Consider the following 15,874-nt stretch of genomic DNA (forward strand, 5'->3'; position numbering starts at 1 on the left):
CTTTTGATGAAAAGTGTCCAAGGCTCAGCCATGTCAGTGACTTTAACATTATCTCAATAAGCCCCAAAACAAGGATTTTTGTTTAAATCCATGGCAGGATATCAAACAGGAAGAAGCAACAAGAGTCTGACATTATGGAAAAAACAATTACCACAGACCGATTAATCCTCAGAGCCTTAACTCAGCAGGATGCTGACCAGGTACAAACACTGGCAGGAGAGGAGCAGGTAGCCAGACTGACCGAAAATATTCCCCACCCCTACCCGGACAGCCTGGCAGAAAAATGGATTAAAGATCAAGAAAGCCTTAGAGAAACAAACAGCGCTTTTGTCTATGCCATCAAACTGAAATCATCAGACACACTGATCGGTACCATTGGATTGAATAACGCAACTCATGACGGGGCCGAATTGGGTTACTGGCTGGGTCTGCCCTTCTGGGGGCAAGGGTATTGCTCAGAAGCCGGGCAAGCACTAATAAGCCATGCCTTTGAACAGCTACCATTCAACCAGATCCGGGCCAGAGCACTGACCAAGAACATAAAGTCCGAACAGGTTCTTTTGCGACTCGGTTTTCGGTCCACTTCGGAAATTCTTGAAAAAGTAAAAGAGGACATGGATATTGTAAGGTATTATGTGCTGACTCGGAGTCATTCATGATGAGTCACAGAAAGTGTTCAAGATCGTGACTGTCACCCGGCAACCAGCGGATCAGAGCATCAGCTTTCCAGATTAAATAACCATTCAGCAGTACAAGAATAATTTATGGAAATAAAACTAGACGACCTGCAGGGTCAGGAAATTGCCCGTCTGCTTCAGGACCACCTGGATGATATGTATACACACTCGCCGGCAGTAAGCGTTCATGCCCTGGATATTGAGGAGTTACGCTCGCAAGACATAACCTTCTGGTCCGCCTGGATAAACCGTAACCTGGCAGGGTGTGGTGCATTAAAAGCCCTCTCGCCCTCTGAAGGCGAAATCAAATCCATGAAAACCTCATCAGGCTTTCTCAGAAGAGGTGTAGCTTCCGCCCTCTTAAAAAATATTCTCAGTGAAGCAGAACGAAGGCAATATAAAACCGTGTATCTGGAAACAGGCTCCATGGATCACTTCAAACCGGCTTGTGAGCTATATGAACGCTTTGGTTTCGAGCCCTGTGCACCTTTTGGAGATTATCACGAAGACCCCAACAGTCTTTTCTTTTCAAAAAAACTGTGAACCCATATCGCCCGGAATTGTGAGTGAATACCGGGTGGCTGGTTGCCGGAATTCTTATCATATCCATGGAACAACAAATCTCTTTTACAAGCAGCGAGTACACACAAAAATAATGCAAGACCCGTCGAGAGCTTTTTCTGGCACCTGTGAAACGATATGATTTTCCCTGAAAATCATCCGGATAATCATTATGAGATTGACTGAACAGGAACAACAGATCATCAAACAGGTCATTCAAGGTTACGATGCAAAGGCAGTGATTCTAGCAGCCTGTCGGACTTAAGCGTCCGTAGCGAGGATTGCAAGAAATTGAGGACAAAAATCTCTGTTTCTGAGGAGAATAGCGAGCTATTTGACGAAGAAACAGGGATTTTTAGACCAATTTATTGCAACCGCAGTAGGACAGTCTTAAGTCCGACAGGCTGCTAGTGTTTGGTTCGCGTACCGACAACGGTAAGAAAGGCGGCGATATTGATCTGCTGGTAATTTCACAAACACTGGGCTTTGCAGATAAACTCAATATTCTCGCTGATCTGCACGGTGAACTGGGTGAACAGAAAATCGATATTGCGTTAGACAACGATGGTTCCGGTGATTTTGCCAGATCAGTTCTCCCCACTGCCATTAAACTTTAAAAAAATTAATCCGTGACAGAGTACCCCATGACAGAAGAAAAGCTCAGGTTATTCGAAAAGCAGCTGCTGGTCTGGAATGGTCACTGAAACGTTCTCAGCCTCTGGATAGCAAACAACTCAGCCCAGAAGATGAAGAAAAATTTGAGACGCTAACAGCTCGCTTTGCCCGCATGAGCGACATTCTGATCCAGAAAATTTTCCGACTGGTGGATGAGCTGGATCTGGAATCTCCCGGCACGGTTCGTGACCGTATTAACCGGGCAGAAAAAAAGGCGCTGATTGATTCAGCCAGGGAGTTTGTGATGATTCGTGAACTTCGTAACGCTATAGCCCATGAGTACGAAGATGAAGCTCTGTCCAAAATCCACCAAGAAGTACTTCGACTCACTCCTGTTTTGTTGGCAGTGCCTGATAAAATTGAACACTACCTGCATGACAAGCTGTCATAAACAGTCATGAGTAGCCTTCTATAATGAGAGTGTCTCTTTTCAAAACACAATAAGGACAGCTCTACAGGGACTTAATCATGGCCACCAGCGTTGAAAACTGCCTCAATATACTTCGCCAGGACCTTCTTCAGGACATTCCCACAAGCCAGCAGACATCTGAGAATAAGCCTCTCTGGCTCGGAAGGCGTGTGGTCAGAAAAGTGAAGGGTTTCGGTCTTAAGCTGGCCGATATACTCAGGGGCCGGGGCTGGCTCAGTAATAAAAAGATCAATGAACGAGAAATTCGCGAATGCCGGTGGGCTCGAAGCGTTGCCGGGGCAGGACTGGTTGACCGGAATTTTTTTCCTGCCAACATTCCTGAACAGGAGCTTGTTGAACGCACCCGCCTCGCCCGGGAACTCTGGCAGAAAGACCCCTATAGTTTTGCTCTCTGGTGTATTGAACACGATCAACCCTTCCCCGAACACTTTCTGGAGGCAGAACTCATCCCCTGGCAGATGGAACAATTTGCCAGCCTGGGTCTTAATCGCAATCATGCGGCTCGCATGTCCCTGCGTCTGAGTATTGCAGTGAAGCTGCTGCATCCGTCTGAAGCCGGTGGTCAAAGGGAAAGCCTGTTAACCCTATTGCCGACAGATACCCCGGATGAGATTGAAAGAAAGGAGAGCTATAACGAAACCCTTCTCAATCTCGATCATGATCAGGAATCAGCCGATATGTATCTGGACAGTTTTATTGGCAACTATACCCCCAGTGAACAGATCGAACTTCTGAAAGCCTGCCGGGATGAATTGGCGACCCACCCGGAAAGTCATCAGCTATCCGAGCATAACCTGCTGAGAAAAGTGATCAATGACCGTCAAAAGCAGGAGACCGCTCAATTTCTGAGCGAACGACAAGGCAGTGATGACAACCTTGTCGACTTTGATACTGAACTGGACGAGAAAGGTCGTCCGAAAAAACCGTCATAACAATAACATTTGCGGACTAAATAACGCGTCCGCCATCCATTCGGATCACTCTGTCCATGCGCTCCAGCATGGCCTTCTTATGAGTAATCATAATGACGGTTTTATCCCGGTATGCGTCCAGAATCTGGTTCATCAAATGATCCTCACTGACCGGGTCCAGACCTTCACTGGCTTCATCCATAATCAACACTTCACCCTTTTTTAAAAGTGCCCGGGCTATTGCGAGCCTGCGCTGCTCACCACCGGAGAGAGCGATCCCACCCTGCCCCAACCATAGATCCAGCACGCTCTGTTCAGCCTCAGCCGCCGCAAGACGATCCAGACCTACCTCTTTGACAGTTTCCAGTAGCTCACTGTCTTGCGCTTCGGGTCGGGCCATTTTCAGGTTTTGCCTGAGTGTCGTACTGAACACATGGGTTTGCTGGGGAATCACCGTTAATAATTGATAAAGCGAAGCCTCAGAATATTCATTAATAGCAATGCCGCCCAGCTCGATACTGCCCTCAAAACCCGGTAGCTGCCGGGTCAGGGTACGGATCAGTGTCGATTTGCCACAGCCCGTTTTACCCAGTAACGCCAAGTGCTGACCTGCCGGAGCCTCAAGACTGATGCCATCCAGAATCATCGGCCCCGCTGTCGTACTTCCCGCAGCTGCGGGGTATTGGAAACACACATCCCGAAAAATGATATGACCCTTGAAGGCATCCGGAATGCTTTGATCACCAAATTCAATAGCTTCTTCTTCAAGGATCTCTGTCAACCTCGAAGCGGCCAGTTGCGTGTTGCCGAGAAACTGGAAAGCACCCGGCAGAGGCATTAACGCCTCAAAGCCTGCCAGTACTGCAAAGACGGACATAACCATCACGGGTCCGGAAATAACACCTTGCTGGTATTCTCCTGCCGCAAGATAGAGCATTATGACCGCTGAAATGCCAGCCCCGGCCACCATCAACGCACCACCCAGCCCTTCCAATCTCGACATTTTTCTCTGGATATGGTGCAGATGTTGCCCGGTAGCATCGATACGCTCCCTCATCCGGGCTTCTGATCCATAAATTCTGGATTCGGCCATGCCCTGGAGATAATCCAGGGCTTTCTGTCTCAGCTCCCCCAGAAGTTTGCCCTGTGTCCGGCCACTCTTGAAACCCAGACGGTAGAACATCACGGGCAGAACGATCAACCAGACTCCCATCAGCAGCAAAACACCCCAGCCCAAAACAGGACTAAAAAAGCTCAGCCCAAGAGAAAGCAGAATCACAACCAGCACCGCAGCAATAACCGGACTGAACAGTCTCAGATAAAGCTGATCCAGGGCATCAACATCCGCCACAAGGCGGTTCAGCAACTCAGCCTTGCGATAACGTTTCAACTGAGTCAGAGAAAGTGGGAGCAGTTTCTCGAAAAACCAGCTTCTCAACCAGGCCAATAGTTTGAAGGTCGCATCGTGACTCACCAAACGCTCAAAGTAACGGGCAGCGGTACGACCGATTGAAAAACCTCTGACCCCGGCACCGGGAGAGAAGAAATCAAATCTCTGAGCGGTCACAGCCGTCAGACCAGCCAAAGCTGTTGCCGTGATAAACCAGCCAGACAGTGCCAGCAAGCCAAGACTGAACAACAAGGTTGCCAGGGCCAAAAACATACCCACAGACAGGGCGCCCCAGTGCCTGCGATAAAGCTTTAAATAAGGCAACAACTCACTCATCATCCAGACTCCCAGCTAAACCGGCCACAAAGGCTTGCACCACCGCAGACTCCTGCTTGAGGACACCGGGTTCACCATCAGCGACCAACTCCCCGTTGTCAAACATGAGCACTCTGTCCATCGAATCTATCTGCTTGAGTCGGTGGGTGACAGTAATGACTGTGCATTGCGGATCGATAGCTTCCAGAGCATCCAGGACAAGACGCTCATTGTAGGCATCCAGACTGGCCGTTGGCTCATCCAGAATCAACAGCTTTACCGGCTCGGCTATGGCTCTTGCCAAAGCTATCCGCTGTGCCTGCCCTACGGAAAGATTGCCTCCCTGTTCTTGCAGCAAACTGTCCAGCCCCTCCGGTAACTGTTCAACAATCTCCATAGCCTGAGCCTTTGCCAGAGCCCGATTGACCTGAGATTCATCCAGATCCCGACCAAATGAAACATTTTCATAGACCGTGCCATGAATAACCAGGGGCTGCTGGCCCAGCCAGGCAATTCTTTTGCGCCAGTCATCCATTGAAAGGCTAGAGAGGTCTTCTCCTGCGGCACTGATTTCGCCCTGGTAGTTCCAGAACCCCATGAGGGTATTTACCAGGGTCGACTTACCTGCTCCGCTGGGACCAATGATGGCCACCCGCTCGCCAGCTGTAATATCAAAAGTAACTTCCTTGAGTAAAGCTCTACCACCGGCGCTGCCCTGAACAGTCAGACAATCCGCACTGAGTGAGACCGGCGCATCCAAAGCCAGTGAATTGCTGCCCTGATGCATCCCGGACTCTTTGCGTTCAAGCAGCTCAAGGATCAATTCTGCTGCACCCACCGCTTTTGATTTGGCGTGATAGTGTGTTCCCAGGTCACGCAAAGGCTGATAGAACTCGGGCGCCAGCAGCAGCAGAAATAAGCCGGTATAGAGAGTGACCCCGGCACCATAACTGCCAAAATTCAGATAGCCCAGAAAGCTCATTCCCAAATAGACGGCGAGAATGGCAATGGAAACAGAAGCAAAAAACTCCAGCACCGTAGAAGACAGAAAGGCCAGTCGAAGCACCTGCATGGTTTTGTGTCGGAAGTCTTCACTGGCCGATTTCAGCGACTGGTGCTCATAACGAGTCCGCTGAAATAACCTCAGTGTTTCCATGCCCTGCAAACGATCCAGGAAAAAACCACCCAGCCGTTCCAGGGACCGAAAATTCCGTCGATTCGCTTCGGCAGCCTTCATCCCGACCAAGGCCATAAACACAGGAATCAAAGGGGCTGTTCCAAGGAAAATCAGACCGGCAGTCCAGTTCACGGGAAAGGCCACGATAAGTATGACCAGCGGAATCAATACCGCCAGAGCCATTTGCGGAATGTAACGGGCAACAAAGTCCTGTAGCTCTTCCACCTGCTCCACCACCATGGTCGACCAGCTGCCTGCTGGCTGCTCTGCAATCGTCAGGGGGCCAAGGACTTTTAGCTTATTGAGAATGGCTCCACGAATGGTCTCCTTGACGATCAACCCAGCTTTGAAACCGGTGATCTCCCTGCCCCAATGGCAGAGAGCACGAAGCAGGATAATCATAGCCGTCAGAATCAGGTCATGGATCAAAGACTCCCTGACTGCGCCTTCCATCACGATCTGATGAATAATTTTCGCCAGCAACCCAGCCTGAGCCAGAAACAATAGACCATTGATCAAGCCCAGTATGATGGCTACCAGCAACCAGTTCTGGGTAGGACTGAGTTGGCCGATCAACCATTTATAAGCCTGCTTCTCCGTGATATGACTCATAGCAGAGGACACAACCTGAGGGGAAAAAGAAAGCTATTCTATCTGAACTGAGGTGGTTATACAGTCAGGCATCAGTAAATTACCGTCACCCTTCAGATGGAATGGCGATAATTCAATCCGGTTTCATCCAATAGGTCGTAAGTTAAAACGACTCAACGTATAATGACCGGTTTTTAACCCCCCCTTCTCTGTGCTAATTCGGGTTACGATGCTGTCTAACATTCGCATTATTCTGATCAATACCTTTCATCCCGGAAACATTGGCTCCGCTGCCCGAGCCATGAAAACCATGGGACTCTCAAACCTTTGCCTGGTCACCCCCCAACGATTCCCTGATCCGGATGCCGAATCTATGGCTGCAGGAGCCCAGGACGTTCTGGCGGCTGCCAGAGTATTTCAGACCCTGGATGAAGCAATTGCTGACTGCTCAATGGTAATAGGAACCAGTGCCCGCACCCGCAACCATACCTTTAACCGCCCCATGCTGACGGCTGAAATTTGTGCCGACAAACTGGTTGCTGAAGCGGCCCGAAATCCAGTAGCACTGGTTTTTGGTCAGGAGACTATGGGGCTCACCAATCAGGAGCTGGAGAAATGTCATTATCATGTCTCCATTGATGCTAACCCTGAATACCCCGTGCTCAACGTGGCTTCTGCCATTCAGATTCTCTGCTACGACATTCGCAAGGCAGAACTGCGCAAGAGCGAGCCGGATTTCTCCGGCAACGAAGCAGAAGAATATCCTCTGGCTCGTGAGCTTGAATATTTCTATGAGCACCTGGAAGAGACGCTCAACAACATCAACTTCATTATCAAACAGCACCCTGGCCTGGTAATGACCCGCCTTCGTCGTCTGTTCAATCGGGCCAGACCTGAAGCCAAAGAGCTGAATATGCTCAGAGGCATTCTTGCAGCTGTCCAAAAGTCAGTCAGCAGCCAAAATAGCCCCATCACAAAAGACAACGAATGACGTTGTGCAGATTAGTGACAGGTTCTTAGCGGCAGGTTGGCAAACAATGCCGCCTTGAGAGCAGCAGGAGCGGCAAATGAAGAGCCTGTCAGTAATCGCCAGAATTTTTTAGGGTACTCCGTAATTTTTCGTGAATAGCCAGTCAGGCGATTCAGAGGAATATCTACACACTGGTCGCCATTCAAGTCATAACCGACTGGCTCACCTTCAGAATCATCAACCCGGATGACTTCGTAGGCAGCCCGGGCGTAAGTATCAACAAAGGGATTATTAGCAACAAAGTGTTTCAATTCTGGTTCCACAGAGCCGACCGTGACTACATCATCCGCCAGAGAAAAAGTATTGATCATTCCTCTCCCGCCATTGCCAGCTATGGTATAGACCTGTATACCCTGAGCGGTAAGAGCCTCCAGCGCTATTATAATCTGGTAAGTGGTTTTCCAGACTTCATCCGCCTGCCCCATTTCCCTGACTTTGTCCTTGTACTCTGCTGCCCGCTCCAACTGAAGTGGTGCTTTGAATGTGCTGATCAACGTGGAAGACTCCCAGGAAAGCAGAACAGCATCAACAGGCTGTTTTTCGTAGCGTGCCAGAAGATTTTGAAGGTTAACCAGGATTTCTGACATGGGCTTTTTCCCATCCAGAATCGGGTATTGGATAAACGTGATCTGCGGATGAGACGCTATCATTCGAACCACATCACCATGATAAAAAGGCTCCCGACGTTCATCGTCGTCTAAGTCCATCATGCCATACAGCCAGCCATGCAGAACCCGCTCTTCATCATTTTCAAAACCTTCGGCCGGAGGGAAAAAGCGATCAATAATCGCTACTCGATAAACAGGTAATCGCAGTTCGGCCTGAGTGAACAGACTCAAAATAACCATCATAAAACCGGCAATCCATCGCATCGCAGCCTTTGCATCCTTTACTCATCCATGAGTAAAGTGATCGGCTTAAGGGCTTTTTTCTCAATGCGTGCATCTCTAAAGAGAAGTGGGTTAACTAGAAACGAATGTTCAGGCACAATGTCCCTTTGTTAAAAACAAAACACCATGCTCCACACCATAACTGCGTAATAAGAAGTAACCAATTAGGGAAAAAGAGTGTCCGAACAACGAGATTTCTCTGGCTTTGCATTGGGTGTAATGGCCTTTACCATCTGGGGGCTGGTACCCATCTATTTCAAAGCTCTGGAACACGTGCCCCCACTGGAAGTGTTGGGACACCGCGTATTCTGGTCAGCTTTATTGTTGCTGCCTCTGCTGAAAATAACAGGCAAGATTTCAGAGCTAAAGCAGATTTTCTCCAGTATCAAACTGTCGGTAACATTGACGCTATCCGCTATTCTGGTCGGTGCAAACTGGTTGATCTTTATCTGGGGTGTGACCAATGACAGGATTCTTGAAACCAGTCTCGGTTATTACATCAATCCACTGTTTAATGTTCTTCTGGGCTATCTGTTTCTGAATGAAAAACTGTCACCGCTCAAACAGATTGCCATCCTGCTGGCTACTGTCGCTGTCATCTATCAGATACTGATGTTAGGTATTGTGCCCTGGGTTGCTTTTGCTCTGGCCACGTGCTTTGGCTTGTATGGACTGGTCAGGAAAAAAACTCAGGTAGAGGCTGTACCCGGTCTGGCTTTCGAAACTCTGATTCTGCTGCCAGTGACCCTGGGATACTTTTTCTGGCTCTACAAAAGTGGCTACCAAAGCTTCCGATTCTCGGACCCTCATACCAGTCTGCTGCTGTCTCTGGCCGGATTGGTGACTACCGTGCCTCTGGTTTTGTTTATCACGGCGGCCAAAAAGCTGACACTAACCACAATCGGTATCCTGCAGTATCTTGGTCCATCCATTTCTTTTTTGGTTGGACTGTTTGTTTATAAAGAAGAGGTGACTCAGGCTCAGTTAATTACCTTTGGCCTGATCTGGCTGGCCCTGATTATTTTCACCTTTGATGGCTTGCGTAAAAAGTCATCGCCAATGAACCAGACACCGAACTCAGCTAAAACTCAGCGCTGAATAAATAATCCCCATTGCAATCGCGAGCCTGACTGAGCAGGCTCGCTTGCAATAGTATCAGGAGATTTACATTAGTCCTGCTTTTCCCATGACTGACTACGAACGACCGCTTTCTTCCAACCGTCGTACAGTTTCACACGATTTTCATCGGTCATCGCCGGAGTATATACTCGATCTACGGAAACCTTATCCTTTAGCTCATCAGTGCTCTTCCAGAAACCAACGGCCAGCCCTGCAAGATAGGCCGAACCTGCAGCAGTAGATTCTACAACTGTCGGGCGAACCACTTCAGTATCGAGAATGTCAGACTGGAACTGCATCAAAAAGTTATTGGCTACCGCACCACCGTCGACGCGCAGCTGTTTCATTTCTATACCGGAATCCTGTTCCATTGCGTCGATCAGATCGCGGGACTGATAAGCAACGGCCTCCAGTGTTGCACGAACAATGTGGTTACGGTTAGCTCCCCGGGTCAAGCCAAAGATCGCACCACGCGCATAGGGATCCCAGTAAGGAGCACCCAGACCTACAAAAGCAGGTACTACATAAACACCGTTAGTATCTTCAACTTTACTGGCGAAATATTCTGTGTCGGCTGCATCACGGATCAGTCCCAGTTCATCACGAAGCCACTGAACTGAAGCACCACCCATAAATACGGACCCTTCCAGAGCGTATTGCACTTTGCCATCAATACCGAAAGCAATGGTGGTCAGCAAACCGTTTTCTGATTTGACCGGCTCAGTGCCCGTATTCATCAGCAGGAAGCACCCTGTGCCATAGGTATTCTTGGCCATACCTTTTTCATGACACATCTGACCGAACAGAGCCGCCTGCTGATCCCCTGCAATACCGGCTACAGGAATGCGGGTACCGCCTTTTCCGCCAATGTTAGTCTGGCCATAAATTTCAGAGCTGGATTTCACTTCCGGCAACATGGAGGAAGGAATTCCCATAGCCTTCAGCAGGTTTTCGTCCCAGTCCAGTCTATTGATATCGTACAGCATGGTGCGAGAAGCGTTAGAATAATCAGTGACATGGGCGCGGCCTTCGGTCAGCTTCCAGGTCAGCCAGGTATCAATAGTACCGAACAGCAGATCGCCGTTTTCAGCTTTTTCACGAGCACCTTCTACATTGTCCAGAATCCACTTGATTTTCGTTGCCGAAAAATAAGCATCCAGAACCAGACCGGTGGTTTCGCGGATATAGTTTTCCAGACCTTCTTTCTTCAGCTGCTCGCAGATTTCGGTTGTACGACGACACTGCCATACGATGGCGTTATATACAGGGCGGCCAGTGTTCTTATCCCAGACAACAGTGGTTTCACGCTGATTGGTGATACCCAGAGCGGCGATTTCGTCAGAACGGATACCTGTTTTAGCCAAAACTTCCGTCAGCACAGAGCTTTGAGTCGCCCAGATTTCCATTGGATCGTGTTCAACCCAACCCGCCTGTGGGTAGTATTGGGTGAATTCACGTTGTGAAGTACCCACGATGTCACCATCGTGATTAAAGATAATGGCTCGGGAGCTTGTAGTACCCTGGTCTAATGAAACAACGTATTTCTTCTCAGTCGTCATAATCAATCTTCTTTATCATTCAGCCCTGGGCTGATATCAACAGTGCACCCTGCTAATCCTGTTATACAAAGCAGTGAAAAAGACCGCGCTTTCTATTTAACAGGGTGCCGTGTAAGTGAACAGAATTTACTGTGTTATGTGGTTTTTATCTCTATCTGGCTCGATGCTGTCTCGGGCTCTAATTGCTTACCTAACAGGTTAATGTAAATCCATGCACCAGCCATTGCGCCGCCGATCGGAGCCACTATTGGCACCCAAAAATAAGGATTGGCTCGGGCACCGGTCAGAGCCACTTCACCCCAACCTGCCATATAGGTGAACAGCTTGGGGCCAAAATCCCTGGCAGGGTTCATGGCAAAACCAGTCAGTGGGCCAAAAGCAGAACCAATGGTTGCGATCAGCAAACCGATCAAGAGGGCAGACAGCGCACCATTGGAGTCACCGTTATTGTTATCACCAATAGCCAGAATAACCCCCATCAGCACTGCAGTAATCACAAACTCCACAGCAAATGCCTGCATATTGCTCAGGGCACTGTGCGCATAGGTGGAAAAGATACCCGCTGTGGCCAGGCTCTCTTCGGAACCACGAACAATACCTTGAGACAGTTCAAAATCGGCAAACAGATTGCTGTAAAGAAAATAAACCAATGCGGCGGAACAGAAAGCACCCAAAACCTGGGCAACGATGTAAGGCAAAACCTTGTGCTTTTCGAAACCTTTAAACACAGTCAATGCCAGAGTCACTGCCGGGTTCAGATGAGCACCGGAAACACCACCGGTTACATATATTGCCATAGAGACGCCCAGACCCCAGACAATAGAAATTTCCAGTTGACCAAAATCAGCGCCTGCCAGAACCAATGCGGCAACACAGCCAACACCGAAGAAAATCAGAAGGCCAACGCCAATAAACTCAGCCAGACATTCACCGAAGAGAGATTTTCGCATAAAAATGAGCTCCGCCCACGTAGGTATACATCCAAGAAAAAAGAGCGAGGCCCAATAAAAACTTATTTATTTTTAGCAGCCTCGACAGCGGGCAGATTATTTCAAACAACAACAAAACTCATCAACGCAAAACCATTGATTTAAATCAACCTATGTTCAAATATGTTCGTTTTTTTTCTAATCAGCTCTATCACTCCGCGTATTATGTAAAGAGTCAAGCTTCTTGCTCTGCTATTTTTTCAATTTCGTGCTTTTCATGGGGCTAAGTACTCAACCATACGAAATCATATTTTCTGACTCATTGTTCAGGCACTCGCGGCAACTGCTCCTGCGTTGCTCTAGCTCCTGCATCCATGCAGTCGCGCTGCGTTGCAACTCTGGTCACATAGCTTGCTATGTTCCCGTCGTTGCGCCTTGCAGAGCACCTGCCCAATAAGCCAGAAATATTCGATTCCGTATGGCTGAGTACTTATGGCGGAAAAATGTCGATGTTATTTCTGCAAATGGTCGAGAAAGCCCACTAACGAACTTTTCCCAGCTGCCAGTAAGCTTCCATTTCTTCCAGTGTTAACTGTTGAAACTCATGACCTTCTTCAGCAGCCCTGAATTCCATGGTTCGAAAACGCTTCTCAAACTTGTCACTGGCTTTGCGCAATGACATATCCGCATCCACTGACAGATGACGCGCAAGATTGACACAGGCAAACATCAGATCACCTATTTCTTCGGCAATCCGATCACTGCCCTGCTCTTCTCGCACAGCTTCACGTATTTCTTCAATTTCTTCCTGAATCTTGTCAAACACGGGTTCGACTTCTGGCCAGTCAAAACCGACCTTTGCAGCCGCTTTTTGCAGCTTGGACGCTCTTGTTAACGAGGGTAGAGCAGCCGGTAATTTTGACGGCATGGCAGACTCTGAACTCTTCTCACCCTTCGCCAGTTTTTCTTTCTGCTTGATCGCCTGCCAACTTTCAACGACTTGATCCGAAGTGGTGTCATCATTCGGCGACATTCTGGACTCCAGGGTTCCGTCAGGAAAAACATGGGGATGACGACGCACCATTTTCTCCACCAGACCAGCAACAACCTGACGAAAATCAAAGAGCCCGGCCTCTTCTGCCATTCTTGAATGAAACACTACCTGAAACAGCAAATCACCGAGTTCTTCACGAAGGTTTTCAAAATCTTCGCTGGCAATAGCCTCCAGAACTTCACAGGTCTCTTCCAGTGTATAGGGGGCTATAGTCGTAAAGTCCTGCTCAAGATCCCAGGGGCAACCAGCTTCGGGATCCCGAAGCCTGCTCATGAGATACAGCAAATCCTCCAGGCTACTCTGACTCATCTGCCTTCCTTGCGATAACGCGCAACTTCGACCACGTTGGGCAGCTGATTGACTTTGGCCAGGACTTTACTCAGTTGCTGCAGACTCTGAACTTCAACCGTCAACAACATATTGGCAATGTTGTCTTCCTTGCTGGTTCGTGTCTGTACAGAAAGAACATTGACGCGCTCATTAGCCAGAACAATGGTAATATCGCGCAGCAGCCCTGAGCGGTCATAGGCGGTGATGATAATTTCCACCGGGTACATGTATTCCGGAGAATAGCCCCAGTTCACCTCTATCAGCCTTTCCGGTTCCAGCTCCTGTAGATTCAGGGCGTTATTGCAGTCCTGACGGTGAATGGTGACACCACGGCCGATCGTGATATAGCCTATGATGGGATCACCGGGCACCGGTTGACAACAGCCAGCCATCTGGGTCATCAGATTACCCACTCCGTCAATGGTGATAGTACTGTCTGACACTTTTTCCTGAGGTGCCCGGGTACGTATCTCAAACTCTTTTTCTTCATCCGGCTCCAGCTCCCTTTGAGCAAGGGCTACGGCCTGGGTGACACGATAATCGCCAGCCCCGATGGCTGCATACATATCATCCATTTCCTTAAAGGGCGTATGCGGCAGGAGATCGTTGAAATCAACCCCCGTCAGAGCAAGACGCTTGAGTTCTGCATTGAGCTGACTGCTGCCATCAACGATATTGGAGTCGCGATCCTGCTTTTTCAACCAGTTGGTAATTTTTGCCCTTGCCCTGTTGGTATTGACATAACCGAGATCCGGGTTGAGCCAGTCACGACTGGGTTGAACATTGGTTCCGGTCAGAATTTCTACCTGATCACCGGTTTTAAGATTGTGATTCAGGGGCACAATGCGGCCTCCCACCTTAGCGCCGCGGCATTTCAAACCCACTTCCGAATGAATTCTGAAAGCAAAATCAATAGGCGTAGCTCCCAGAGACAGATCCACTACATGGCCTGCTTTTGTGAACACATAAATACGATCCGGCTCGACATCAGAACGCCACTCTTCAGCGATGCCACCCAGATCACCCAGTTCTTCATGCCACTCCATGACGTTACGCAGCCAGTTGAGTTTTTCTTCGTAACTGTCACTTTTGGTATTAACGTCGGTGCCCTTGTATTTCCAGTGGGCACAAACACCCAGCTCAGCTTCTTCATGCATCGCTTCGGTTCGAATCTGCACCTCAAGCGTTTTGCCTTCCGGTCCAAACACCGCTGTGTGCAGCGAGCGATAACCATTCTCCTTGGGCGTTGCGATGTAATCATCGAATTCCTGAGGGATGTGATTAAAGAGAGAGTGCACAACACCCAGAGCCGCATAACAATCCCTGACCTCTTTGGTAATCACCCGAAAAGCACGGATGTCATAAAGATCCCGAAAGTCCAGCCCCTTGCGTTTCATTTTTCGCCAGATACTGTAGATGTGTTTGGCACGACCATAGACATTGGCTTCTATCTGAGCTTCACCCAGCGCTTGCCTGAGTTGATTGACAACATGGTCAATATATTGCTGGCGATCGGTTCTTTTCTCATCCAGCAGGCGGGCAATACGTTTATAATCCTGAGGATTCAGATAGCGGAAGGAAAGGTCTTCAAGCTCCCACTTTATATAACCAATACCCAAGCGGTGAGCCAGGGGAGCATAGATTTCAAAAACCTCACGGGCCACCCGGCGGCGTTTGTCTTTATCAGCATCTCTCAACGCTCTGATGGCACAGGTACGCTCTGCCAGCTTGAGCAGTGCTACCCGAACATCGTCAATAATAGAAACCAGCATCTTGCGGACTTTTTCCAGCTGGTCCTGACTCTGATCCAGCACCTGGGTTCTGGCCGGGTTAAGGAGTTCACTGATGGCAGCCATACCCTGAACATCTTTAATCAGACGAACGACGGTCTTGCCGAAGTCTTCTTCCACCTGTTTCATGGACAGTCTGTGTTCACGGACCGCCCGATAGAGAGCAGCAGCTACCAGCGTTTCAGTATCCAGCCTCAGCTCTGCAAGGATTTCAACCATCTCAAGGCCGGTACGAAAACAGCCAAGACCTGTAGGCCAGACTGTATCTGCCTGCTGACGAGCCTCAAGTTCGGCCCAACGACTGAGTTCACAGGCAGCCCTGAGGCGATCCGTTCCGGTCACACCAAAGCTTTCCTGCATACGCACCAGCCAGGCATCCAAATCGACGGAGCCATCAAAGCGAACGGGATGATCTTCTCTAACCTTTACCATGCAAGTTTTCCACT

14 protein-coding genes are annotated in these 15,874 nt (G+C 49.0%); 7 read left to right on the forward strand and 7 right to left on the reverse strand.

All coding sequences use genetic code 11. The features are described from left to right. Positions 1-134: 134 nt before the first annotated feature. The 5 genes from P6910_RS13120 to P6910_RS13140 all read left to right on the forward strand — a co-directional run bounded on the left by P6910_RS13120 (position 135) and on the right by P6910_RS13140 (position 3,275). Positions 135-659: a GNAT family N-acetyltransferase gene (locus tag P6910_RS13120; protein ID WP_317141740.1), complete on the forward strand. Its 525-nt coding sequence runs from the start codon at positions 135-137 to the stop codon at positions 657-659. Positions 660-764: 105 nt separating this feature from the next. After that, positions 765-1,220 (forward strand): GNAT family N-acetyltransferase, encoded by a 456-nt coding sequence (locus P6910_RS13125; RefSeq protein WP_317141741.1) that lies wholly within the window; start codon positions 765-767, stop codon positions 1,218-1,220. A gap of 428 nt (positions 1,221-1,648) precedes the next feature. Beyond that, positions 1,649-1,855 carry a nucleotidyltransferase domain-containing protein gene (locus tag P6910_RS13130; protein ID WP_317141742.1) on the forward strand — a complete coding sequence of 69 codons (207 nt, stop codon included), beginning with the start codon at positions 1,649-1,651 and terminating at the stop codon, positions 1,853-1,855. Between the two features lie 170 nt (positions 1,856-2,025). Continuing rightward, on the forward strand, positions 2,026-2,304 hold the full coding sequence (locus tag P6910_RS13135; protein ID WP_317141743.1) for a hypothetical protein: 279 nt from the start codon (positions 2,026-2,028) through the stop codon (positions 2,302-2,304). A 77-nt stretch (positions 2,305-2,381) separates the two neighbouring features. Further along, positions 2,382-3,275, forward strand: coding sequence for a hypothetical protein (locus P6910_RS13140; protein WP_317141744.1), 894 nt, complete (start codon positions 2,382-2,384; stop codon positions 3,273-3,275). Between the two features lie 16 nt (positions 3,276-3,291). On the opposite strand, the gene cydC is transcribed toward P6910_RS13140, so the two are convergent. Together cydC and cydD are read right to left on the reverse strand one after the other, a co-directional pair. Further along, a complete protein-coding gene (gene cydC, locus P6910_RS13145) occupies positions 3,292-4,983 on the reverse strand; it encodes a heme ABC transporter ATP-binding protein/permease CydC (RefSeq protein ID WP_317141745.1) in 1,692 nt (563 codons plus the stop codon). Further along, a complete protein-coding gene (cydD, locus tag P6910_RS13150) occupies positions 4,973-6,748 on the reverse strand; it encodes a heme ABC transporter permease/ATP-binding protein CydD (protein ID WP_317141746.1) in 1,776 nt (591 codons plus the stop codon). Before cydD ends, cydC begins: the two co-directional genes overlap by 11 nt. 208 nt (positions 6,749-6,956) lie before the next feature. Between cydD and trmJ the strand changes: the two genes are divergently transcribed. Then, on the forward strand, positions 6,957-7,718 hold the full coding sequence (gene trmJ, locus P6910_RS13155) for a tRNA (cytosine(32)/uridine(32)-2'-O)-methyltransferase TrmJ (RefSeq protein ID WP_317141747.1): 762 nt from the start codon (positions 6,957-6,959) through the stop codon (positions 7,716-7,718). An 11-nt stretch (positions 7,719-7,729) separates the two neighbouring features. On the opposite strand, the gene P6910_RS13160 is transcribed toward trmJ, so the two are convergent. Further along, positions 7,730-8,608 (reverse strand): hypothetical protein, encoded by an 879-nt coding sequence (locus P6910_RS13160; RefSeq protein WP_317141748.1) that lies wholly within the window; start codon positions 8,606-8,608, stop codon positions 7,730-7,732. A gap of 216 nt (positions 8,609-8,824) precedes the next feature. Here P6910_RS13160 and rarD point away from each other — a divergent pair, with 216 nt between their 5' ends. Beyond that, entirely contained in the window at positions 8,825-9,745 is a 921-nt protein-coding gene (gene rarD / locus P6910_RS13165; protein ID WP_317141749.1) for an EamA family transporter RarD, read from the forward strand. 71 nt (positions 9,746-9,816) lie between these two features. On the opposite strand, the gene glpK is transcribed toward rarD, so the two are convergent. The 4 genes from glpK to relA all read right to left on the reverse strand — a co-directional run bounded on the left by glpK (position 9,817) and on the right by relA (position 15,860). Beyond that, on the reverse strand, positions 9,817-11,325 hold the full coding sequence (gene glpK, locus P6910_RS13170) for a glycerol kinase GlpK (protein WP_317141750.1): 1,509 nt from the start codon (positions 11,323-11,325) through the stop codon (positions 9,817-9,819). A gap of 134 nt (positions 11,326-11,459) precedes the next feature. Then, positions 11,460-12,275, reverse strand: a complete 816-nt coding sequence (locus tag P6910_RS13175; RefSeq protein ID WP_317141751.1) for an MIP/aquaporin family protein — start codon at positions 12,273-12,275, stop codon at positions 11,460-11,462. 520 nt (positions 12,276-12,795) lie between these two features. Next, the gene (gene mazG, locus P6910_RS13180; protein ID WP_317141752.1) at positions 12,796-13,617 is read right to left on the reverse strand and encodes a nucleoside triphosphate pyrophosphohydrolase; all 822 of its coding nucleotides are present in this window, start codon (positions 13,615-13,617) and stop codon (positions 12,796-12,798) included. Beyond that, the gene (relA, locus tag P6910_RS13185) at positions 13,614-15,860 is read right to left on the reverse strand and encodes a GTP diphosphokinase (RefSeq protein ID WP_317141753.1); all 2,247 of its coding nucleotides are present in this window, start codon (positions 15,858-15,860) and stop codon (positions 13,614-13,616) included. Before relA ends, mazG begins: the two co-directional genes overlap by 4 nt. Between the last annotated feature and the right edge of the window lie 14 nt (positions 15,861-15,874).

The organism is Endozoicomonas sp. 8E, assembly GCF_032883915.1.
Classification (GTDB): domain Bacteria; phylum Pseudomonadota; class Gammaproteobacteria; order Pseudomonadales; family Endozoicomonadaceae; genus Endozoicomonas_A.